Origin of the sequence: Rhizobium terricola, from assembly GCF_012927355.1 — a bacterium.
Taxonomy (GTDB): Bacteria; Pseudomonadota; Alphaproteobacteria; order Rhizobiales; family Rhizobiaceae; genus Allorhizobium; species Allorhizobium terricola.
The window spans coordinates 399177-418766 of record NZ_JABBGK010000002.1 but is presented as its reverse complement, the minus strand read 5'-3'; the positions used below and the strand labels follow the sequence as shown (position 1 = coordinate 418766).

Here is a 19590-nt window from a genome sequence, read left to right as displayed (position 1 = left end):
CATGTACGCGCAAATGGTCAAGACCGACAGTGATCGGGTGAAATCGCTGAACGAGATGTCGGAGGAAGAGCGCGCCTTTCAGGAGCGCATCGACCGGGGTGAGAAGATCGAGCCCAAGGAATGGATGCCGGAAAGCTATCGCAAGACGCTGATCCGCCAGATCGGCCAGCACGCCCATTCGGAGATCGTCGGCCAGCTGCCGGAAGGCAACTGGATCACCCGCGCCCCGACGCTGGAGCGCAAGGCGATCCTGCTCGCCAAGGTCCAGGACGAGGCCGGCCACGGTCTCTATCTCTATTCCGCCGCCGAGACGCTCGGCGTCAGCCGCGACGAGCTTCTGGCGCTGCTGCATTCCGGCAAGATGAAGTATTCGTCGATCTTCAACTACCCGACGCTCAACTGGGCCGATATCGGCGCGGTCGGCTGGCTGGTCGATGGTGCTGCAATCATGAACCAGGTGCAGCTGCAGAAGACCTCCTACGGTCCCTATAGCCGCGCGATGATCCGCATCTGCAAGGAAGAGAGCTTCCACCAGCGCCAGGGCTACGACATCATGATGAAGATGGCGGCCGGCACGCCCGAACAGAAGGCCATGGCGCAGGATGCGCTCAACCGCTTCTGGTATCCGTCGCTGATGATGTTCGGCCCGTCCGACAAGGATTCGGTGCATTCCGCGCAGTCGATGCAGTGGAAGATCAAGATCAACACCAATGACGAACTGCGCCAGAAATTCGTCGACCAGACGGTGCCGCAGGCCAAGTATCTGGGCTTGACCATTCCCGACGAAAACCTGCGCTGGAACGAGGAGAAGGGCGGTCATGACTTCTCCGAGCCGGATTGGGAAGAATTCTTCAACGTCATCGCCGGCAATGGCCCCTGCAATGCCGAGCGCCTCGGAGCGCGCGTCACGGCCTGGGAAGAGGGCGCGTGGTTCCGCGACGGCCTGATGGCCCATGCCGACAAGCAGGAAGCGCGCCGCGCCGGTCGCAAGGCTGCCTGATCGATCCAATTCGGGAGCGGCGCACCCGCTCCCGTCCGTCACCTGAACTTGGGAGGAATAGCAATGTCCAGCGAATGGCCCCTTTGGGAAGTCTTTATCCGCGGTCAACATGGCCTCAACCATCGCCATGTCGGCAGCCTGCATGCCCCGGACGCCGAGATGGCGATCCGCAACGCCCGCGACGTCTACACCCGTCGCAACGAAGGCGTGTCGATCTGGGTGGTGAAGTCGGTCGACATCACCGCGTCCTCGCCGTCGGAAAAGGGGCCGCTGTTCGAGCCGTCGAACGCCAAGGTCTATCGTCATCCGACCTTCTTCGACATCCCGGCTGAAGTGGGGCACATGTGATGGCGACCGCGATCCCGGCGGTCGATCCGGCCGCATTCTTCGAATGGCTCCTGAGAATGGGAGACAATACGCTGATCCTCGGGCACCGCGTTTCCGAATGGTGCGGGCACTCGCCCGTGCTCGAGGAGGACATTGCGCTTGCCAACACGGCGCTCGACCTGATCGGCCAGACACAGTTCTGGCTCGGCCTGGCGGGCGAGGTCGAGGGCAAGGGACGCAGCGCCGATAATCTCGCCTACCTGCGGGACGCGGCCGCCTTCCGCAACGTGCTCCTCGTCGAGCGCCCCAATGGCGACTTCGGCAAGACGCTGATGCGGCAGTTCCTGTTTGATGCCTATCACATCGAGATGCTGAGGGCGCTCGTCGCCTCAAGCGATCCGCGTGTGGCGGAAATCGCCCAGAAGGCGCTGAAGGAAGTGTCCTACCACTTCGAACGCTCGGCAGACCTCGTCATCCGTCTCGGCGACGGAACCGAGGAAAGCCATCGCCGCATGCAGAAGGCGCTCGATGATCTCTGGCCCTACACCGCGGAGATGTTCCTGGCGGATTCCGCCGATGAGGCGGTCGCCGCAGCGGGTATCGCCCCGCTTCCCTCGGCATTGAGAGCGGCATGGGACCGTTCCGTCGGCGAAGTGCTCGCAGAAGCGACACTCGTCGTTCCCGAAGGCAGCTACCAGCACAAGGGCGGCAAGCGCGGGATCCACACCGAGCATCTCGGCTACATCCTCGCGGACATGCAGTTCCTGCAGCGGGCCTATCCGAACTCGGTCTGGTGAGGTTCGCGCCATGGATGCCAGCACACTGCCCGCAACTGAAGAGGTCTGGCGCTGGCTGAGCGAAGTGCCGGATCCGGAGGTCCCGGTCATCAGCCTGACCGATCTCGGCATCATCCGTGACGTCTCCTGGGACGGCGACACACTCGTCGTCGCCGTGACCCCGACCTATTCGGGCTGTCCGGCGACGACGGTGATCAATCTCGATATCGAGACGGCCCTGAAAGGTCACGGCATCGAGAAGCTGCGCCTCGAACGACGGTTGTCGCCCGCCTGGACGACGGATTGGATCAGTGCCGAGGGGCGCGACAAGCTTCGCGCCTATGGCATTGCTCCGCCGATCGATGGCTCGGCTGCCGACGGTCGGCTGATTGCCCGGGTCAACCGGCTCGCCGGATCGAACCTTGAAGTCGCCTGTCCGCGGTGCGGCTCGATGAAGACAGAGAAAGTCAGCCAGTTCGGCTCGACGCCCTGCAAGGCGAGCTATCGATGCCGCGACTGCCTGGAACCCTTCGACTATTTCAAGTGCATCTGAGGATGCGGAGGACATAACTCATGGCACGTTTCCATCCCCTGACCGTGACCGACATCCGCCACGAGACCCGTGACGCGGTCGTCGTGACACTCAAGCCGCGCGAGGAGGATCGCGCCGCATTCGACTTCACCCAGGGCCAGTACCTGACCTTCCGCCGCGATTTCGAGGGAGAGGAACTGCGCCGCTCCTACTCGATCTGTGCCGGCAAGGACGAGGGCGTTCTCAAGGTCGGCATCAAGCGCGTCGACGGCGGCGCCTTCAGCAACTGGGCCAATGGCAATCTGGCGCCGGGCGATGTGATCGAGGCCATGCCACCCATGGGTCGCTTCTACATGGATATCGACCCGGCTGCCGGGAAGCAGTATCTCGGTTTCGCCGGCGGTTCCGGCATCACGCCGCTGCTGTCGATCATCAAGACGGTGCTTGCCCGCGAGCCGAAGTCCCAGTTCACGCTGGTCTATGCCAACCGCCAGATCAACTCGATCATGTTCCGCGAGGAACTGGAGGATCTGAAGAACACCTATCTCGGCCGCTTCTCCGTTCTGCATGTGCTGGAAAGCGAAGTGCAGGAGATCGACCTGTTCACCGGTCGTCTCGACGAAAACAAGCTCTCTGCGCTGTTTAGCACCTGGATCGATCCGAAGTCGGTCGACGCTGCCTTCATCTGCGGCCCCGAGCCGATGATGCTGACCATCGTCGCGAGCCTCAAGGCTCACGGGCTGAAGGACGACCAGATCAAGTTCGAGCTGTTCGTCTCGGGCCAGCCGGGCCGCGCCAAGAACCGCGTCGCCTCGGTCAGCGCCGAGGAGGCCGCGGCCGTGGTCGAGGCGACCATCACGCTCGACGGCACGACCCGGACCTTCAACATGCCCAAGCATGGCGTGAGCATACTCGAGGCGGCAATCGCCCAGAGCATGGACGCGCCCTTCTCCTGCAAGGCGGGCGTCTGCTCCACCTGCCGGGCGAAGGTGCTGGAAGGCGAGGTCGAGATGGACACCAACCATGCGCTCGAAGACTACGAGGTCGAGGCCGGTTACGTGCTGACCTGCCAGTGTCACCCGCTGACCGAAAAGGTCGTGCTCTCCTACGACGAATAACCTCCCAGGCGGCGGGGCCATCGCGCCCCGCCGACCGCACTGAATAAACCGATCCAGGAAGGATGACTTCATGAATGTTTCGGCTCGCGTTCCGCGCCGTCTCGAAAGCTATGTCTGCGGCCGCTGGACACCCGGCGAAAAGCAGGGCGTTCCCTTGCTCGACGCCTCGACGGGCAATCCGGTCGCATTCATCGACTCGACCGGCATCGATTTCGCGGCGGCGCTCGCCTATGGCCGCGAGGTTGGCGGTCCGAAGCTGCGCGCCCTGTCCTTCCATGAACGCGCGCAGATGCTGAAGTCCCTCGGCCAGGTCCTGATGGACATCAAGGAAGAGTTTTATCTCGAGAGCGCCTTCACCGGTGCCACGCGTGCCGACGGCTGGGTCGACATCGAAGGCGGGATCGGCACCATGCTGTCCTATTCTTCGAAGGGCCGCCGCGAACTGCCGAACACCCGCGTCCTGATCGATGGCGACGTCGAACTGCTGTCCAAGGACAACAGCTTCTCCGCCCAGCATATTCTCACTCCGCTGCATGGCATCGCGGTGCACATCAACGCCTTCAACTTCCCGGTCTGGGGCATGCTGGAAAAGATCGCCCCGACGCTGATCGCCGGTATGCCGTCGCTGGTCAAGCCCGCCAGCCAGACCGCCTATTTGACCGAACTCGTGGTCCGGCGGATCATCGAGACCGGCATCCTGCCGGAAGGAGCATTGCAGCTTGTTTCCGGTTCGGTCGGCGACCTGCTCGACCATGTCGAGGGACAGGATGCCGTTACTTTCACCGGCTCGGCCTGGACCGGCCGCAAGCTCAAGTCGCATCCTGCGGTCGTTGCCAATTCGGTGCGCTTCACCATGGAAGCCGACAGCCTCAATGCATCGATCCTCGGGCCGGATGCCGGCCCGGGCACCGAGGAATTCGACCTGTTCGTCAAGGAAGTCGCGCGCGAGATGACCTCGAAAGCGGGTCAGAAGTGCACGGCGATCCGCCGCGTGATCGCGCCGAAGGCCCATGTCCAGGCCTTGGTCGAAGCGCTGGGCGACCGTCTTGCCAAGACGACGCTCGGCAACCCTTCCGACGAGGGCGTACGCATGGGTCCGCTGGCGAGCCTTGCCCAGCGCGACGAAGTCCGCGAGCGCATCCGCGACCTGTCGGCCGACGCGGAGATCGTCGCCGGCGACCCGGCCAATGTCCGCATCCACTCCGGTGACGCCGACAAGGGCGCCTTCCTCAATCCGGTGCTGCTCTATTGCGACAAGCCCTTTACGGCCAACGCTGTCCATGACGTCGAGGCCTTCGGTCCGGTGTCGACCGTGATGCCCTATGACGGGCTCGACGAAGCCATCGCCCTCGCCCAGAAGGGCAAGGGTTCGCTCGCCGCTTCCGTCTTCACCAACGATCCGCGGGTTGCCGAAGAGATGGTGATCGGCATGGCGCCGTATCACGGTCGTATCCTGATCGGCAACCGCGCCTCGGCCAAGAGCTCGACCGGCCACGGGTCACCGCTTGCGGGACTGGTGCATGGTGGCCCGGGCCGCGCCGGCGGCGGCGAGGAAATGGGCGGCATGCGTGGCGTCAAGCACTACATGCAGCGCACTGCGGTCCAGGGAACGCCGCGCCTTCTGTCCGCGGTCACGGGCCGCTGGCTCGAAGGCGCGGGCGCCGCAGATACCAGCGTTCACCCGTTCCGCAAGTCGCTGGCCGAACTGAAGATCGGCGACCAGATCGTGACAGCCAGCCGCATGGTGACGCTCGAAGACATCGAGCATTTCGCCCATTTCACCGGCGACACGTTCTACGCCCACATGGACGAGGCGGCCGCCAAGGCCAATCCCTTCTTCGAGGGACGGGTCGCCCACGGCTACCTGATCGTCTCGTTTGCAGCCGGCCTGTTCGTCGATCCGGATCCGGGTCCGGTGCTTGCCAACTATGGCGTCGACAATCTGCGCCTGCTGACCCCCGTCTATCCCGGCGATGCCCTTAAGGTCCGCCTGACCTGCAAGGAAATCAACCCGCGGATCAATGCCGAGCACGGCGAGGTGCGCTGGGATTGCCAGGTGACCAAGCAGGACGATGCGGTCGTGGCGCAATACGATGTGCTGACCATGGTCGCAAAGACCTGGAAGGCGCAGTGACGACAAAATGGAACGGCGGCCCCGAGAGGATCGAGGCCGCCGTTCAGCTAGGAAGTAGAGAAGGCAAAGGCCTTGGATGAGCAGGTGGAAAAGGCTCAGCGAACCGCTTTTATTCCCTCAAGGATCAGGGTCGTCGCCACGTCGGCATAATCCTCGCGGCTGATGCGGCCGCCGTCGCGGAACCACATGTAGACCCAGTTCATCATGCCGAACAGTGACATGGTCACCGGCATCAGCAATGGCCGCTCCTTGCTGTCCAGCTGGGGATTGATTTCCTTCAGCAGACTTGAGAAATGCCGCACGATACGGCGCTCGACCGCTGTGATGCCGGCCTTCTGCTCGTCGGAGAGGGCGGAGGTCGCATTGAGCTGGACCTTGTGTTGGTTGTCGGCGCCGCGATAGTTTTCGAGCACCGCGCCGACCAGCCGGCGAAGCCGTTTTTCCGGTGCCTCGTCCGGCACGTCCGCCATCTCGATCGCCTCGTCGAGCTCCTCGAGATGGGTGATGATGATCGCATAGATCAGCGCATCCTTGCTCGGATAGTAGTGATAGAGCAAGGATTTCGAGACCGCACAAAAGCTCGCGATCTGGGACATGGAAGCCTTCTCCATGCCCTGTTCAGCGAAGACTGCCGCCGCATGATCGAGAATGCCGCGGCGTTTTTCGTCAAAATCTGTCGCCCGGGTTCGAGCCATCGTTCCACTTTCGTGCCTGTCGCACAGCTATGAGAGGGGGCATATTTGCCCCGCCTAAATATATCGAGTGCCCTTGTCCTGTCACGGGTGACCCGTCAGGTCTTCGGGCGGTTGTCCACCACACGCTTGGCCTTGCCCTCCGATCGCGCGATCGCGTTCGGGTCCTTGACCTCGATCTTCGTGCTGATCCCCACCACGCTCTTGATGTGATGGGCGAGTTCCTTCGCGGAATGCGCCCTGGCCGCCTCGTCCGTGCTGCCGGCCGCGCATTCGACGTGGACGGTCATGTTGTCCAAGCGGCCGGCGCGGGAGAGCTCGATCTGGAAATGCGGGGCAAGGCCTGCGCATTTGAGGATCTGTTCTTCGATCTGTGTCGGGAAGACGTTGACGCCGCGCAAGATGATCATGTCGTCGCTTCGGCCGGTGATCTTCTCAATGCGCCGCATCGAGCGCGCCGTGCCGGGCAGCAGGCGGGTCAGGTCGCGGGTGCGGTAGCGCACCATCGGCAGGCCTTCCTTGGTCAGCGTCGTGAACACCAGTTCGCCGAGTTCACCATCGGGCAGTACGGCACCGGTGACCGGGTCGATGATCTCCGGGTAGAAATGGTCTTCCCAGACATGCAGCCCGTCCTTGGTCTCGACGCATTCGTTGGCGACGCCCGGTCCCATCACCTCCGATAGACCGTAGATGTCGACCGCGTGCATGTTGAAGGCCTGTTCGATCTCGCTGCGCATCGCATTGGTCCACGGCTCCGCGCCGAAGATGCCGACCTGGATCGAGCTTTCGCGGGGATCGATTCCCTGGCGGCGGAACTCGTCGAGGATAGAGAGCATGTAGGAAGGCGTGACCATGATGATGCGCGGCTTGAAGTCGTTCATCAGCGTGACCTGCCGCTCTGTCATGCCGCCCGAGATCGGCACGACCGTGCAGCCGAGCCGCTCTGCGCCGTAATGCGCGCCGAGACCGCCGGTGAACAGGCCGTAGCCGTAGGCGATATGCACGATGTCGCCCGGCCGACCGCCGGAGGCACGGATCGAGCGGGCCACCACGTCGGCCCAGACATCAATGTCGTGTTTGGTGTAGCCGACCACGGTCGGCTTGCCGGTGGTGCCGGACGAGCCGTGGATGCGCACCAGTTTCTCGCGCGGGACGGCGAACATGCCGAAGGGATAGGTGTCGCGCAGGTCGGTCTTGGTGGTGAAGGGGAACTTCGACAGATCCGCAAGCGTCTTCAGATCTTCGGGGTGGACGCCGTGCTCGTCGAAGCGTTTACGGTAGAACGGCGAATTCTCGTAGGAGTGCTTCAGCGAGCGCTTCATCCGATGGAACTGAAGCGCTGAGATTTCATCGCGCGAGGCGATTTCGATCGGGTCGAGATTCTGCGGTCGGGTGACGAAGTCGAGCATGATTTCCTCCCTGGAATGCATGGTGGTTCAGGCCGGTTCGGGCAGATGGGTGCCCTTGACCGTCCGCGACAGGCCGCGGAATTCCGCGATGGTGTCGCCGTTCTGATTTGAAATGCTGATGTCGTATATACCTGAGCGCCCGCGGCGAGAGAGCTCGCGCGCCTGCGCCGTCAACCGATCCCCGATCCTCCCGGGATTAACATAGGTGATCGAACAGCCCTGCGCGACGGTCAGTTGATTGTAGCCGTTGCAGGCAAAGGCAAAGGCGCTGTCTGCAAGCGTGAAGATGTAGCCGCCGTGGCAATTGCCGTGGCCGTTGGACATCGCCCGGGTGATTTCCATCGACAGCACTGCTTCGCCGGGCGCAATCCGTTCGATGCGCATCCCGAGTTCCTGCGACGCGGTGTCGAGATCCCACATGGCCTTGGCGCAGGCTTCTGCCATTTCCTGAGCGTTCATGGTCATTTGCCTGAAAACTCCGGTTTGCGCTTTTCGAGAAAGGCGGTGACGCCTTCGGCATAGTCGGCGGTGCGACCGGCTTCGCGCTGGCAGTCGCGCTCCATGTCGAGTTGCGCGTCGAGACTGTTTGTGGCCGCCGCCTGGATCAGCCGTTTGGTGAGGCCCAAACCCCTCGTTGCGCCTTCGGCCAGCGAGCGCGCCAGCGCATCGGCATCCTCGATCAGGCGGTCGTCGTCGACGGCCTTCCAGATCAGGCCCCATTCGGCGGCACGCTCGGCCATCAGCGGTTCGGCCGTCATGGCAAGCGCCTTGGCACGCGGTTCGCCGAGGATCCGCGCAAGGCTCCAGCTTCCGCCGGCGTCCGGGATGAGACCGATCTTCGAGAATGCCTGGATGAATTTCGCCGAACGGGCCGCAAGCACGATGTCGCAGGCAAAGGCGATGTTGGCGCCGGCGCCGGCCGCCACGCCGTTGACCGCGCAGATCACCGGCTTTTCCAGTGACCGGATCAGGCGAAGCGTCGGATTGTAGAAGGTCTCGAGCGTATGTCCGAGATCGGGCGCCGGCCCGCCCTTGCGGGGGTCGCGATCGCCGAGATCCTGTCCGGCGGAGAAGCCGCGGCCCGCACCGGTGAGCAGGACGGCGCGCACTTCGGCATCGTCATGGGCGCGCTGAAGTGCTGCCCGCAAGGCGAGGTGCATCTCTTCATTGAACGAATTGAGTTTGTCCGGGCGGTTCAAAGTCAGCCGCAAGACGCCGTGATCCATCGTCACCAGAACGGTGTCGGATTGGTGCATCGCTCTCTCCCTCGGCCCGCTCCACATCTTCCCGGGGCCGCAAAAAAAGTTCTTGCATAGACCGACCGGTCGGTCAATTATAAATCGCAAGCAGGGAGGAAATTGCAGTGAGTGCTTTGTTCGATCGTCATCGTGGTCTGCTGGAAGATGCCGTGAAGGCGCTCTCCACGCGTGGCTTCTGGTCTGCGTTTCCCGAGATCCCGAGTGGCAAGATCTACGGCGAGACGGCGAAGGACGACGGAGAAGCATCGTTCAACGCTCTCCTTGGCAAGTCCTTCGAGATCGCCGGCCATCCCGAAACCGGACGTCTCGGCGCGGAGATGTCGCCGTGGGGGCCCGCACTTGGAATTTCCTATCCGGCATCAGACAGTGCGGCTCTTGCCGCGGCATCGCGGGCAGCCGGTGATATTTGGGCCGATGCCTCACCCGAGCGTCGGGTCGGCGTGTGCCTGGAAATCCTCACACGGCTGAACCGCCTCAGCTTCGAGATCGCCAATGCCGTCATGCACACGACCGGTCAGGCCTTTGCGATGGCCTTCCAGGCGGGCGGTCCACATGCGCAGGACCGCGGTCTCGAGGCCGTCGCCACGGCCTGGGTCGAGATGACGCGCACGCCGGGCGAAGTCGTCTGGGAAAAGCCCCAGGGCAAGGCGCCCTCGATCGTCCTGCAGAAGAACTGGCAGGTCGTCCCGCGCGGGGTTGCCCTCGTGATCGGCTGTCAGACTTTCCCGACCTGGAACAGCTATCCGGGCTTGTTCGCCAGCCTCGCGACCGGAAACACCGTGATCGTCAAGCCGCATCCGGGCGCCATCCTGCCGCTTGCGCTGACCGTGAAAGTGGCGCGCGAGGTGCTCGTCGAAGCCGGCCTTCCCGCCGACGTCGTGCTGCTGGCGGTCGATGCCGTCGGCGCCGAGATCACCCGGGACCTGGTCACGCATCCGGACATCGGCATCATCGACTACACCGGCTCCAGTGCCTTCGGCGACTGGGTGCGCGACAACGCCCGTTCCGCCCAGGTGTTCACCGAGGAGGCTGGCGTCAACTCGATCGTCATCGCCGCGACCGACGATTTTGCCGGCATGTGTGCCAACATCGCCTTCTCGCTGTCGCTCTATTCCGGGCAGATGTGCACGGCGCCGCAGGATATCTTCATCCCGCGCGACGGCATCGTCACGAATGAGGGGCACAAGTCTTTCGACGAGGTGGCGGCATCGATCGGCGCGGCGGTGGATGCCCTGCTGAGCGACCCGGCCCGGGCCGCCGGCGTCTGCGGCGCGATTGCCAACCCGGCGACGCTTGAGTGCATCGGCAAGGCGCGCGCGTTCGGCCGTGTCGTCCGCGACTCCGCGCCGCTCGCCTCGGGCCGTAGCGCGACACCGCTGATCGTGGCCGTCGACGCCGCCGGGACGAAGGCTCACGAGGAGGAGTGCTTCGGACCGGTTGCCTTCGCGGTTGCGGTCGACAGCGCCGAGGCCGGCATCGAGGCAGCGGCTGGCCTTGCCCGACGCAAGGGGGCCATCACCGCAGCCCTCTACGACACCGACGAGGCACGCATCGCCGGAGCGGCGAAGGCGTTTGCCCGATCCGGCGTCAACCTGTCGATCAACCTGACCGGCAACATCTTCGTCAATCAGTCAGCCGCCTTCTCGGACTTCCATGTCACGGGCGGCAACCCGGCCGGCAATGCCAGCCTCACCGACTCGGCCTTCGTGACCAACAGGTTCCGGATGGCTATGTGGCGCCGCCCCAAAGCGGCGTGAGCCAGCTCTATTTTTCAATGTTCTCAGGGAGGAGACAGGAATGAGGATCAAGACGACGACGGCACTCGCCGTGCTGATGGCAATGGGTGTCGCAACCGCTTCCAGAGCGGAAATCAGGATCGGCGCAACCGTATCTGCAACGGGCCCGGCCTCGTTCCTCGGCGACCCGGAAGCAAAGACGCTGGAAATGCTGGTGGAGGAAATCAACGCCGCGGGCGGCGTGAACGGCGAACCGCTCAAGCTTGTCCTCTATGACGACGGCGGCGATCCGAACAAGGCGCGCACCTTTGCGACGCGCCTGGTCGAGGACGACGAGGTTGTCGCCATCATCGGCGGAACGACCACGGGCACGACCATGTCGATCATCCAGGTCGCCGAAGATGCGGAAGTGCCCTTCATCTCGCTTGCCGGCGCGATCGAGATCATCGATCCGGTCAAGCACTGGGTGTTCAAGACCCCGCACACCGATCGCATGGCCTGCCAGAAGATCTTCGAAAACATGAAGAAGAATGCGATCAGCAAGATCGGCATGATTTCGGGCACGGATGGCTTCGGCGCCTCGATGCACAAGCAATGCGTCGCGGTCGCAGGTGACTATGGCATCGAGATCGTCGTCGACGAGACCTACGGCCCGCAGGATGCCGACGTGACGCCGCAGCTCACCAACATCAAGGGTGCCGCCGGCGTCCAGGCCGTGCTCAATGCCGGCTTCGGCCAGGGCCCGTCGGTCGTCACGCGCAATTATGCGCAGCTCGCCGTCGGCCTGCCGCTCTATCAGTCCCACGGCGTCGCCTCCGACGGCTTTATCGAACTCGCCGGCGCGAAGGCGGCCGAGGGCGTTCGCCTTCCGGGCACCGCGCTGCTGGTCGCTGGCATTCTCGCCGACGGGGATCCGCAGAAGTCTGTCGTGACGGCATACAAGGCCGCCTACGAGAAGAAGACCGGCGCTGCCGTGTCGACCTTCGGCGGCTATGCCCATGACGCTTTCCGTATCCTTGTGGATGCACTCGGCCGGGCCGGCTCGGCCGAACCCGAAGCGATCCGCGACGCGATCGAGGCAACCTCCGGCCTCGCTGGCACCACCGGTGTCGTGACCATGAAGGCGGATGACCATCTCGGCCTCGATCTCTCGGCATTCCGTATGCTCGAGATCAAGAACGGTGGCTGGACCATCATCGAATAAGCACCCGAGCCGTCCGCTTCGGCGGACGGCCAGCCTTGGCGAGGGAACCCGCAGCCGCTGCGGGTCCCGACGCCGAAACGTTCGGCCACAACGGGGATTTCGATGCCTGAACTGATGCAGTTTCTCCTGTCCGGCCTGACGGTCGGCGCGGTCTATGCGCTCGTCGCGCTGGGCTTCACCATCATCTACAACGCCTCGGACGTCGTGAACTTCGCCCAGGGCGAGTTCGTCATGCTCGGTGGCATGATCACCGTCTTCGCCTTCGATGCCGGCCTGCCCCTGCCGCTGGCGGCCCTGATCGCGATTGGGCTCACCGCCGCGATCGGCGTTGCCCTCAACCGCCTGGCGATCGCGCCGGCGCGCGGCGCACCGGTGGTGTCGCTGATCATCATCACCATCGGAGCGTCGATCTTCATTCGTGGGGTGACCCAGCTCGTTTTCGACAAGCAGCTGCACCGCCTGCCGGCCTTTTCCGGCGATGAGCCGATCCAGATCCTGGCCGCGACGATCCTGCCGCAGAGCCTGTGGGTCATCGCCGGCGCGATCGTGATCTTCGTGGCGCTCTATCTCTTCTTCACCCGTACGCTGACCGGCAAGGCGGTGCTCGCCACGTCGAACAACCGCCTGGCGGCCCAGCTGGTCGGCATCAACACCAATTGGGTGATGACGATGTCGTTTGCCCTGTCGGCGGCGATCGGCGCGCTTGCGGGAGTGCTGGTCACACCGATAACGCTGACTAGTTACGACCTCGGTATCGCGCTTGCGTTGAAGGGATTTGCCGCGGCCATGCTCGGCGGCATGGGCAATCCCAAGGGCGCGCTTGTCGGCGGCATCCTGCTTGGCTTGTTCGAGGCGCTGACTGCGGGCTTCCTCAGTTCGCAATACAAGGACGCGGTCGCCTTCGTCGTCATCCTCGCGGTGCTCTTCGCCATGCCGCAAGGCATCTTCGGACGCAACTCGGTCAATCGGGTGTGATCATGCGGCTCACGACAAAACAGACCACGCTTCTCGTTCTCGCGCTGCTCATAGCCGTGACACCTTTCTTCTTTCCATCCTCTTATTATTTCCGCGTCGGTGCGCTGCTTTTCGTCAATGGCGTCGCGGTGCTCGGCATCGTCATCCTGACCGGCTTCGCCGGCCAGATCAGCCTCGGCCATGCGGGTTTCGCCGGGATCGGCGCCTACGCCTCCGCACTGGCTCCTGCCCATCTCGGCCTTCACCCGGCCCTGGCGGCGGTGCTCGGCGCGGTCCTGTCGGCGCTCATCGCCTACGCGGTCGGCCGCCCGATCCTAAGGCTCAGGGGGTACTATCTCGCCGTGGCCTCCCTCGGCTTCGGCATCCTGGTGTCGATGGTGCTGTCCAACGAGGCCTGGCTGACCGGCGGGCCGGACGGCATCGCGGTTGCCGATCTCGGTCTGCGGCAGGCGCTAAAGGGCGTCGGCCTCGACCTCTCCACGGCGGAATTCTGGTACTTCTTCTGCGGCTTCTGTTTGATGGTCGGTGCATGGCTGGTGCTCAACCTGCACGCCAGCCCGACCGGCCGTGCCCTGCGGGCGCTCCACGGTTCGGAAATCGCCGCCAGCACGGTCGGCGTCGACGTCGCGCGGCTGAAGCTCCAGGCTTTCGTCATCTCGGCCGTCTTTGCCTCCGTCTCCGGCTCCCTGCTTGCGCTTCAGAACAAGTTCATCACGCCGGATGTCGCCGGCTACATGCATTCGATCGAGCTGGTCACCATGGCGGTGCTCGGAGGGGCGGGCTCCGTGCTCGGTGCGATCCTGGGCGCAGGCATACTCACCCTGTTGCCGCAGGTGCTGACAGTCTTTGCGGAATACGAGCAGGTCATGCTCGGTCTGGTGATGATGCTGGTGATGATCTTCCTGCGTGACGGCCTGCTGCCGTCGCTGGTGCGTCAATTCTCGGGGAGGGGAGCATGAGCCTTCTCAGTGTCGAGGGATTGGGGATCTCCTTCGGTGGCCTGCGCGCCGTCGACGATGTGAGCTTTTCCGTCAATCCAGGTGAAATCGTCTCGGTCATCGGCCCGAACGGGGCTGGCAAGACCACGCTGTTCAACATGATTTCCGGCGTCTACACGCCGAAATCCGGCAAGGTGCGGCTCGCCGGCGAAGAAGTCACCGGTCTGTCGCCGCATCTTCTGGCGCGGCGCGGCATGTCGCGCACCTTCCAGAACCTGCAGATCTTCCAGAACATGACGGTTCTGGAAAACGCCATCGCCGGCTTCCATCTGCGGGAAAGCGGATCCGTGCTGGCCGACCTCCTCGCGCTTCCGGCCTCCCGCCGACGCTCGCGCGAGGCGGAAGAGGGCGCGCGCAAGCTGCTCGCCCGCGTCGGTCTTGCCAATGCGGCCGAACTGGAGGCGGGCAGCCTCTCCTACGGCGCGCTGAAGCGGCTGGAGATCGCCCGAGCGCTGGCGCTCGATACCAAGGTTCTGTTGCTCGACGAACCGGCCGCCGGCTGCAACGCGGTCGAGACCGACGAGATCGACCACCTGATTGCCGAGGTCGCCGCCTCGGGCGTTGCCATACTCCTGGTCGAGCACGACATGAAGATGGTCATGCGGATCTCAAACCACATCGTCGTCCTCGATCACGGGGTGAAAATCGCCGAAGGCGATCCCGCCGCCGTCTCGCGCAATCCGGATGTCATCGCGGCCTATCTCGGAACCCAGGCAGAGGAGAAGTCCCATGCTGACAGTTGAAGGCCTGCGGTCGCGCTATGGCCGCATCGAGGCGCTGCACGGCATCGACCTCACCATCGAATCCGGCGAGATCGTCACCATCGTCGGGGCGAACGGGGCGGGCAAGACCACGCTTCTGCGCTGCCTGTCCGGTCTCCAGCCGGTGAGCGGTGGGCAGATCATCTTCCGCGGTGAATCGATCGTCGCGACACCCGCCTACAAGCGGCTGAAGCGCGGACTGGCCCAGTCGCCGGAAGGAAGGCAGATCTTCACCAACCTGTCGGTGGAGGAGAACCTGCGTCTCGGCGCCTTCCTCTTTACCGACGACCGGGTCGAGCGCGACATGGAGAACGCCTTCCAGATGTTCCCCATCCTGCGCGAAAAGCGCAACTTGGCCGCCGGCGGTCTCTCCGGTGGACAGCAGCAGATGCTGGCGATCGCCCGCGCTCTGATGGGTCGCCCGTCCTGCCTGCTGCTCGACGAGCCGTCGATGGGCCTGGCGCCGATCCTGGTGCAGCAGATCTTCGACGTGGTGAAAAGCATGAAGGACCTCAAGGTCACTGTGCTTCTTGTCGAGCAGAACGCCTTCGGTGCCCTGTCGGTCGCCGATCGCGGTTACGTCATGGAAACCGGCAGGATCACCATGGGTGGACCTGCCGAAGCGTTGCTTGCCGATCCGCGGATCCGCGAAGCCTATCTGGGAATATGAAATCTCATGCCAGTCGTCAGCATCGCCCGTGAGGGCAACGTCGCCGTCGTCACCATCGACAACCCGCCCGTCAACGCGTTGAGCCAGGCCGTGCGGCAGGGCCTGCTCGACGCTGTGACCGCACTCGACGCGGATCCCGCCGTCGTGGCCGTCGTCCTGCAATGCGCGGGGCGCACTTTCGTGGCCGGGGCCGATGTCAGCGAATTCGGCAAGCCACCGCAGGAACCGCATCTGCCGGACGTCGTGTCGGCGATCGAAAACACAGCCCGGCCATGGATCGCGGCGATCCACGGTTCGGCGCTCGGCGGTGGTTTCGAGTTGGCGCTTGCCTGCCGTTTCCGCCTCGCGTTGGCTGATGCCTCGGTCGGTTTGCCCGAGGTGACGCTCGGCATCGTTCCGGGCGCCGGCGGAACGGTTCGAACGATCAGGCTTGCGGGTGTCGAGGCGGCCGTGGACCTCGTCACCACGGGCAAGCCGGTGCGTGCCGGCCGGGCGCTGGAACTCGGCCTGATCGACGAGGTGGTGGATGCTGACCTGCTTGAGGCCGCGGTCGCCCTGGCGAAGGACCTACCGAACCGAACGCTTCCCGAACCGCTGCCGCAGCGGCCTGCCCCTGTGGCGGACGATGCCTTCTGGACGGATGCCGAGGCCCGGATCACCAAGCGGGCCAGGGGAGAGATCGCGCCGCTCCGGGCGCTCGCCTGCCTGCGCCGGGCGACAGAAAGCGATTTCGTCACCGCCATGACGTTCGAACGCGCCACCTTCCTGGAACTGCGCGCCGGCCCACAGGCATCCGCGTTGCGCCACGTCTTCTTCGCCGAACGGGCGGCGCCGAAGCCCGCCGCCCTTTCCGGTGTGCCGGCCCTGCCGCTCCGCACCGCCGCAGTGATCGGCGGCGGCACGATGGGCGCGGGGATTGCTGCCGCCCTCCGCGACGCCGGCCTGCCGGTCATCCTCATCGAGCGGGACGAGGCGGCGGTTGCACGCGGCATCGCCAATCTCTCCGACATCTTCGCCGGAGCCGTGAAGCGCGGCCGCCTCACGGACGCCGCTGCCGAGGCGCGGATCGCCGGGGTCGCAGGCTCGACCGACTATGCGGCCCTTGCCGATGTCGACCTGGTGATCGAGGCGGTGTTCGAGGATCTTGCGGTCAAGCGCGACGTGTTCGCCAAGCTCGGCCGTATCTGCCGGACTGACGCGATACTGGCGACCAACACCTCCTATCTCGATCCTCGGGAAATTGCCGAGGGCCTCGCCAACCCCGCCCGTTTCATCGGCCTGCATTTCTTCAGCCCGGCGAATGTGATGAAGCTGCTGGAGATCGTCCCGACCCCTGAAACCGGTGACGCCACGCTCGCATCCGCCTTCGCGCTCGCGCGCATGCTCGGCAAGATACCCGTCCGTTCGGGCATCTGCGAAGGCTTCATCGGCAACCGCATCCTGAAGCGATACCGCGCCGAGGCCGAAGCGCTGGTGCGCCAGGGCCATGCCATCGCCAGTATCGACGCGGCCATGCGGCACTACGGCTTTGCCATGGGGCCGTTCGAGGCGCAGGATCTCGGCGGTCTCGACATCGCCTTCCTCCAGCGTGAAGGCGCACGCGCCGCCGGCAGGAACGTGCCCGAAACCCTCGGCGACACGTTGGTCCGGGCCGGACGGAAAGGGCAGAAGTCGGGTGGCGGCTGGTATGATTACAACGTCGGTGATCGCCGGCCCCTGCCGTCGGACGAGGTCGCGCGCCTGCTTTGCCTAGACCCTGCCACTGCCGTTGAAGCGGATCTCGGCTCCATCGCCGATCGCCTGGTCGGCGCCATGGCCGACGAAGGCGCCACCATCCTGTCGGAAGGGATCGCCGAAAAGTCCTCCGACATCGATCTCGTCGAAATCCATGGCTACGGCTTCCCCCGCTGGCGCGGCGGGCCGATGTTTCAGGCAGCATCGGATCACTAGTGTCCGGGTAGGCGAAATCAAAATACGGTCGGGATCTGTCGATCGTTTGGCTCGGGAGCGATTGCCCCGGCCCGTCGGGCTCGTTCAGGGCTCGACATGCGTGAAGGCTTGGTCCGCAAGGGGGATATGCGGCCCCGACGCGCCCGCAACCGCGTCTAATGCATGGTCATCCGCTGTTGCAGCAAAGGGCAGGCCGACGGCGTATCGGGATGCCAGGAAGACAGCCGGCAACCGCGTCAAAAAAGCAATACGATCGGTCTGCTCGTGGATGCCGTCGAGCCGCCCGCAGGCATCCAGCCGGATCGTGAAGGTTTCTCCGCGGTCGGGATCGTGGACAAGATATTGTCCCTCGGCCGGGCGCATCAGCCCGCTTGCCAGCACATGGCCGTTTTCGCTCTGATCGATCTTGGCTTCCCAGGTGCGGCCGAGGCAGTCGTGCACCGTGTCGAGATCGCCGCATGCGAGCGCATCGCGAATTCTGCTGGATGAGAAGCGGCCCTGAAGGCTCACGACTTCGACACCGATCCCCAGATCGGCCGAGAGTTCGGTGAGCATGGCGCAATCGCCAGCCCGTCGGGCGCCGAAGCGGAAGTTTTCCCCGACCACCACATTCGACACCTGCAGCATGTCGTGCAGGACCTCGCGAACGAAGGCATGGGGCGTCAGCGACGCAAAGCTTCGATCGAAACGGGGTTCGAACACGTAATCCAGGCCGAGTTCTCGAGCCAGGCGATGTTTCTGCGTCGGCAGGGCAAGCCTCTGGAGCGGCGTGCCGGGATTGAAGAACTGCCGTGGATGCGGTTCCGCAGACATGATCGCGACCGGCAGTCGTCGAGCAGCGAGCCGATGCGCCTGTTGCAGAAGGAACCGGTGGCCACGGTGAAAGCCGTCGAAGTTGCCGAGGGCGATGACGGCGCCGGCGAGCCTCGAATTCGAGGGGAGCGCGCTTCGCACGATCTCGACGGACTGGCTGTCGTCGCGGCCATGCTGAGGGTGGGCTTCTCTCGGCAAAGGTGCGTTCATGCGAGTTGTTCTCTACGACAAGAGCAGAAATTGTGGTGGCACGTCTTTCCAGGGGCCGGACATGTCCGGCCCCTGAGGATATCTGCGGCTCAGCGAGCCCCGCGCACGAAACTCTCGCCCAGCGCCTGCGGCAGGCTCGCCTTGCGGCCGGCGACGAGCAGCACGATCATCACCATCGCGAACGGCAACATCTGGATGACGTCCGTCGGGACATTCACCCCCGCGACCTGCAGGGCTGTCGCGAGCGAAAGGCTGGCCCCGAACAGCAGTGCGCCTCCGAGAACCCAGAACGGACGTCCGCGAGCGAGCATAGCGAGAACGATGGCGATGAAGCCGTTGCCATGGCTCATGAAGGGGATGAAGACACCGGCGACGGCGACCGACATGAACGCGCCGCCGAGCCCCGCCAGCGCACCCGTCACCAGAACGGCGAGGCTGCGGGTGCGGACGACGTCGACGCCCATCGCGTCGAGGGCTGCGGGCTTGTCGCCTGCGGCCTGGAGCACGGAGCCGAGATGCGTCATCCGGTATACCCAGGCGAAGAGCGCGACGAAGGCGATTGCCAGATAGACGACCGGATTGTGGTTGAAGAGGATCGGCCCGAGCACCGGAATGTCGGAGAGCGGCCATATCGGCCACTTCGCGACGCCGTCGAGACGCGGGTAGCTCCGGGAAAACTGCACGAAATGCAGGAGTGCGGTCAGCCCCTGGACCGCAAGCGTCAGGGCGATGCCGATGACGATCTGGTTGAGGCCGAGGCGCACGCAGAACAGCACCATGAAGGCTGCGATCAGCGCACCGGCGGCAGCACCGCCGAGGAAGCCCAAGGCAGGGCTTCCGCTCACCCATGCGAGAAGGAAGCCGGCATACGCACCGGCGAGGATCATGCCCTCGAGACCGATGTTGAGCACTCCTGCCTTTTCGGAGAGCTGTTCGCCAAGGCCGGCGAGCAGAAGCGGGGTCCCGGCCGAGATGGCGCCGAGGAACAAGGTAATGATGAAACTTTCGGTGAAGAGCGACATGTTT

At 64.3% G+C, this 19590-nt stretch carries 19 protein-coding genes; 13 read left to right on the top strand and 6 right to left on the bottom strand.

Features of this window, described 5'->3' with window-relative positions:
* Position 1 precedes the first annotated feature (1 nt).
* From paaA to paaZ, 6 genes are all read left to right on the top strand, one after another.
* Positions 2–1000, top strand: a complete 999-nt coding sequence (gene paaA / locus HHL25_RS11775) for a 1,2-phenylacetyl-CoA epoxidase subunit PaaA (RefSeq protein WP_169590616.1) — start codon at positions 2–4, stop codon at positions 998–1000.
* A gap of 63 nt (positions 1001–1063) precedes the next feature.
* Positions 1064–1348 (top strand): 1,2-phenylacetyl-CoA epoxidase subunit PaaB, encoded by a 285-nt coding sequence (paaB, locus tag HHL25_RS11770; protein WP_169590614.1) that lies wholly within the window; start codon positions 1064–1066, stop codon positions 1346–1348.
* On the top strand, positions 1348–2124 hold the full coding sequence (gene paaC / locus HHL25_RS11765; protein ID WP_169590611.1) for a 1,2-phenylacetyl-CoA epoxidase subunit PaaC: 777 nt from the start codon (positions 1348–1350) through the stop codon (positions 2122–2124). Before paaB ends, paaC begins: the two co-directional genes overlap by 1 nt.
* A 10-nt stretch (positions 2125–2134) precedes the next feature.
* The gene (paaD, locus tag HHL25_RS11760) at positions 2135–2656 is read left to right on the top strand and encodes a 1,2-phenylacetyl-CoA epoxidase subunit PaaD (RefSeq protein ID WP_169590609.1); all 522 of its coding nucleotides are present in this window, start codon (positions 2135–2137) and stop codon (positions 2654–2656) included.
* Positions 2657–2676: 20 nt separating this feature from the next.
* Positions 2677–3753, top strand: a complete 1077-nt coding sequence (paaE, locus tag HHL25_RS11755) for a 1,2-phenylacetyl-CoA epoxidase subunit PaaE (protein WP_169590606.1) — start codon at positions 2677–2679, stop codon at positions 3751–3753.
* 70 nt (positions 3754–3823) lie between these two features.
* A complete protein-coding gene (paaZ, locus tag HHL25_RS11750; protein WP_169590604.1) occupies positions 3824–5887 on the top strand; it encodes a phenylacetic acid degradation bifunctional protein PaaZ in 2064 nt (687 codons plus the stop codon).
* A 95-nt stretch (positions 5888–5982) separates the two neighbouring features.
* Here paaZ and HHL25_RS11745 read toward each other — a convergent pair whose 3' ends face one another.
* The 4 genes from HHL25_RS11745 to paaG all read right to left on the bottom strand — a co-directional run bounded on the left by HHL25_RS11745 (position 5983) and on the right by paaG (position 9244).
* Positions 5983–6582, bottom strand: a complete 600-nt coding sequence (locus HHL25_RS11745) for a TetR/AcrR family transcriptional regulator (protein WP_169590601.1) — start codon at positions 6580–6582, stop codon at positions 5983–5985.
* Between the two features lie 95 nt (positions 6583–6677).
* The gene (gene paaK / locus HHL25_RS11740) at positions 6678–7988 is read right to left on the bottom strand and encodes a phenylacetate--CoA ligase PaaK (RefSeq protein ID WP_169590599.1); all 1311 of its coding nucleotides are present in this window, start codon (positions 7986–7988) and stop codon (positions 6678–6680) included.
* Positions 7989–8015: 27 nt separating this feature from the next.
* Positions 8016–8447: a hydroxyphenylacetyl-CoA thioesterase PaaI gene (gene paaI, locus HHL25_RS11735; RefSeq protein ID WP_169590598.1), complete on the bottom strand. Its 432-nt coding sequence runs from the start codon at positions 8445–8447 to the stop codon at positions 8016–8018.
* Positions 8448–8449: 2 nt separating this feature from the next.
* Positions 8450–9244, bottom strand: coding sequence for a 2-(1,2-epoxy-1,2-dihydrophenyl)acetyl-CoA isomerase PaaG (gene paaG / locus HHL25_RS11730; RefSeq protein WP_169590596.1), 795 nt, complete (start codon positions 9242–9244; stop codon positions 8450–8452).
* A 107-nt stretch (positions 9245–9351) separates the two neighbouring features.
* Here paaG and paaN point away from each other — a divergent pair, with 107 nt between their 5' ends.
* The 7 genes from paaN to HHL25_RS11695 all read left to right on the top strand — a co-directional run bounded on the left by paaN (position 9352) and on the right by HHL25_RS11695 (position 17541).
* On the top strand, positions 9352–11004 hold the full coding sequence (gene paaN, locus HHL25_RS11725) for a phenylacetic acid degradation protein PaaN (RefSeq protein WP_169590593.1): 1653 nt from the start codon (positions 9352–9354) through the stop codon (positions 11002–11004).
* A gap of 40 nt (positions 11005–11044) precedes the next feature.
* Positions 11045–12187, top strand: coding sequence for an ABC transporter substrate-binding protein (locus HHL25_RS11720; RefSeq protein WP_169590591.1), 1143 nt, complete (start codon positions 11045–11047; stop codon positions 12185–12187).
* 102 nt (positions 12188–12289) lie between these two features.
* Positions 12290–13162: a branched-chain amino acid ABC transporter permease gene (locus HHL25_RS11715; protein WP_169590589.1), complete on the top strand. Its 873-nt coding sequence runs from the start codon at positions 12290–12292 to the stop codon at positions 13160–13162.
* A 2-nt stretch (positions 13163–13164) separates the two neighbouring features.
* The gene (locus HHL25_RS11710) at positions 13165–14121 is read left to right on the top strand and encodes a branched-chain amino acid ABC transporter permease (protein ID WP_205927814.1); all 957 of its coding nucleotides are present in this window, start codon (positions 13165–13167) and stop codon (positions 14119–14121) included.
* Positions 14118–14903 carry an ABC transporter ATP-binding protein gene (locus tag HHL25_RS11705; RefSeq protein ID WP_169590584.1) on the top strand — a complete coding sequence of 262 codons (786 nt, stop codon included), beginning with the start codon at positions 14118–14120 and terminating at the stop codon, positions 14901–14903. The genes HHL25_RS11710 and HHL25_RS11705 overlap by 4 nt, the downstream gene beginning before the upstream one ends.
* A complete protein-coding gene (locus HHL25_RS11700) occupies positions 14890–15591 on the top strand; it encodes an ABC transporter ATP-binding protein (protein WP_169590581.1) in 702 nt (233 codons plus the stop codon). The genes HHL25_RS11705 and HHL25_RS11700 overlap by 14 nt, the downstream gene beginning before the upstream one ends.
* Positions 15592–15597: 6 nt before the next feature.
* Positions 15598–17541 carry a 3-hydroxyacyl-CoA dehydrogenase NAD-binding domain-containing protein gene (locus tag HHL25_RS11695; RefSeq protein ID WP_169590579.1) on the top strand — a complete coding sequence of 648 codons (1944 nt, stop codon included), beginning with the start codon at positions 15598–15600 and terminating at the stop codon, positions 17539–17541.
* An 84-nt stretch (positions 17542–17625) separates the two neighbouring features.
* Here HHL25_RS11695 and HHL25_RS11690 read toward each other — a convergent pair whose 3' ends face one another.
* On the bottom strand, positions 17626–18564 hold the full coding sequence (locus HHL25_RS11690; RefSeq protein ID WP_169590576.1) for an FAD synthetase family protein: 939 nt from the start codon (positions 18562–18564) through the stop codon (positions 17626–17628).
* An 89-nt stretch (positions 18565–18653) separates the two neighbouring features.
* A complete protein-coding gene (locus tag HHL25_RS11685) occupies positions 18654–19586 on the bottom strand; it encodes a putative B6 ABC transporter permease subunit 1 (protein ID WP_169590574.1) in 933 nt (310 codons plus the stop codon).
* Positions 19587–19590 lie beyond the last annotated feature (4 nt).

Coding starts and splice junctions, on each gene's coding strand:
- HHL25_RS11745 (WP_169590601.1), bottom strand. CDS start 6,582: ATGGCTCGAACCCGGGCGACAGATTTTGACGAAAAACGCCGCGGCATT.
- paaZ (WP_169590604.1), top strand. CDS start 3,824: ATGAATGTTTCGGCTCGCGTTCCGCGCCGTCTCGAAAGCTATGTCTGC.
- HHL25_RS11685 (WP_169590574.1), bottom strand. CDS start 19,586: ATGTCGCTCTTCACCGAAAGTTTCATCATTACCTTGTTCCTCGGCGCC.
- paaC (WP_169590611.1), top strand. CDS start 1,348: ATGGCGACCGCGATCCCGGCGGTCGATCCGGCCGCATTCTTCGAATGG.
- HHL25_RS11690 (WP_169590576.1), bottom strand. CDS start 18,564: ATGAACGCACCTTTGCCGAGAGAAGCCCACCCTCAGCATGGCCGCGAC.
- HHL25_RS11710 (WP_205927814.1), top strand. CDS start 13,165: ATGCGGCTCACGACAAAACAGACCACGCTTCTCGTTCTCGCGCTGCTC.
- paaB (WP_169590614.1), top strand. CDS start 1,064: ATGTCCAGCGAATGGCCCCTTTGGGAAGTCTTTATCCGCGGTCAACAT.
- paaI (WP_169590598.1), bottom strand. CDS start 8,447: ATGAACGCTCAGGAAATGGCAGAAGCCTGCGCCAAGGCCATGTGGGAT.
- paaE (WP_169590606.1), top strand. CDS start 2,677: ATGGCACGTTTCCATCCCCTGACCGTGACCGACATCCGCCACGAGACC.
- HHL25_RS11700 (WP_169590581.1), top strand. CDS start 14,890: ATGCTGACAGTTGAAGGCCTGCGGTCGCGCTATGGCCGCATCGAGGCG.
- HHL25_RS11705 (WP_169590584.1), top strand. CDS start 14,118: ATGAGCCTTCTCAGTGTCGAGGGATTGGGGATCTCCTTCGGTGGCCTG.
- paaK (WP_169590599.1), bottom strand. CDS start 7,988: ATGCTCGACTTCGTCACCCGACCGCAGAATCTCGACCCGATCGAAATC.
- paaD (WP_169590609.1), top strand. CDS start 2,135: ATGGATGCCAGCACACTGCCCGCAACTGAAGAGGTCTGGCGCTGGCTG.
- paaG (WP_169590596.1), bottom strand. CDS start 9,244: ATGCACCAATCCGACACCGTTCTGGTGACGATGGATCACGGCGTCTTG.
- HHL25_RS11715 (WP_169590589.1), top strand. CDS start 12,290: ATGCCTGAACTGATGCAGTTTCTCCTGTCCGGCCTGACGGTCGGCGCG.
- HHL25_RS11720 (WP_169590591.1), top strand. CDS start 11,045: ATGAGGATCAAGACGACGACGGCACTCGCCGTGCTGATGGCAATGGGT.
- HHL25_RS11695 (WP_169590579.1), top strand. CDS start 15,598: ATGCCAGTCGTCAGCATCGCCCGTGAGGGCAACGTCGCCGTCGTCACC.
- paaA (WP_169590616.1), top strand. CDS start 2: ATGTACGCGCAAATGGTCAAGACCGACAGTGATCGGGTGAAATCGCTG.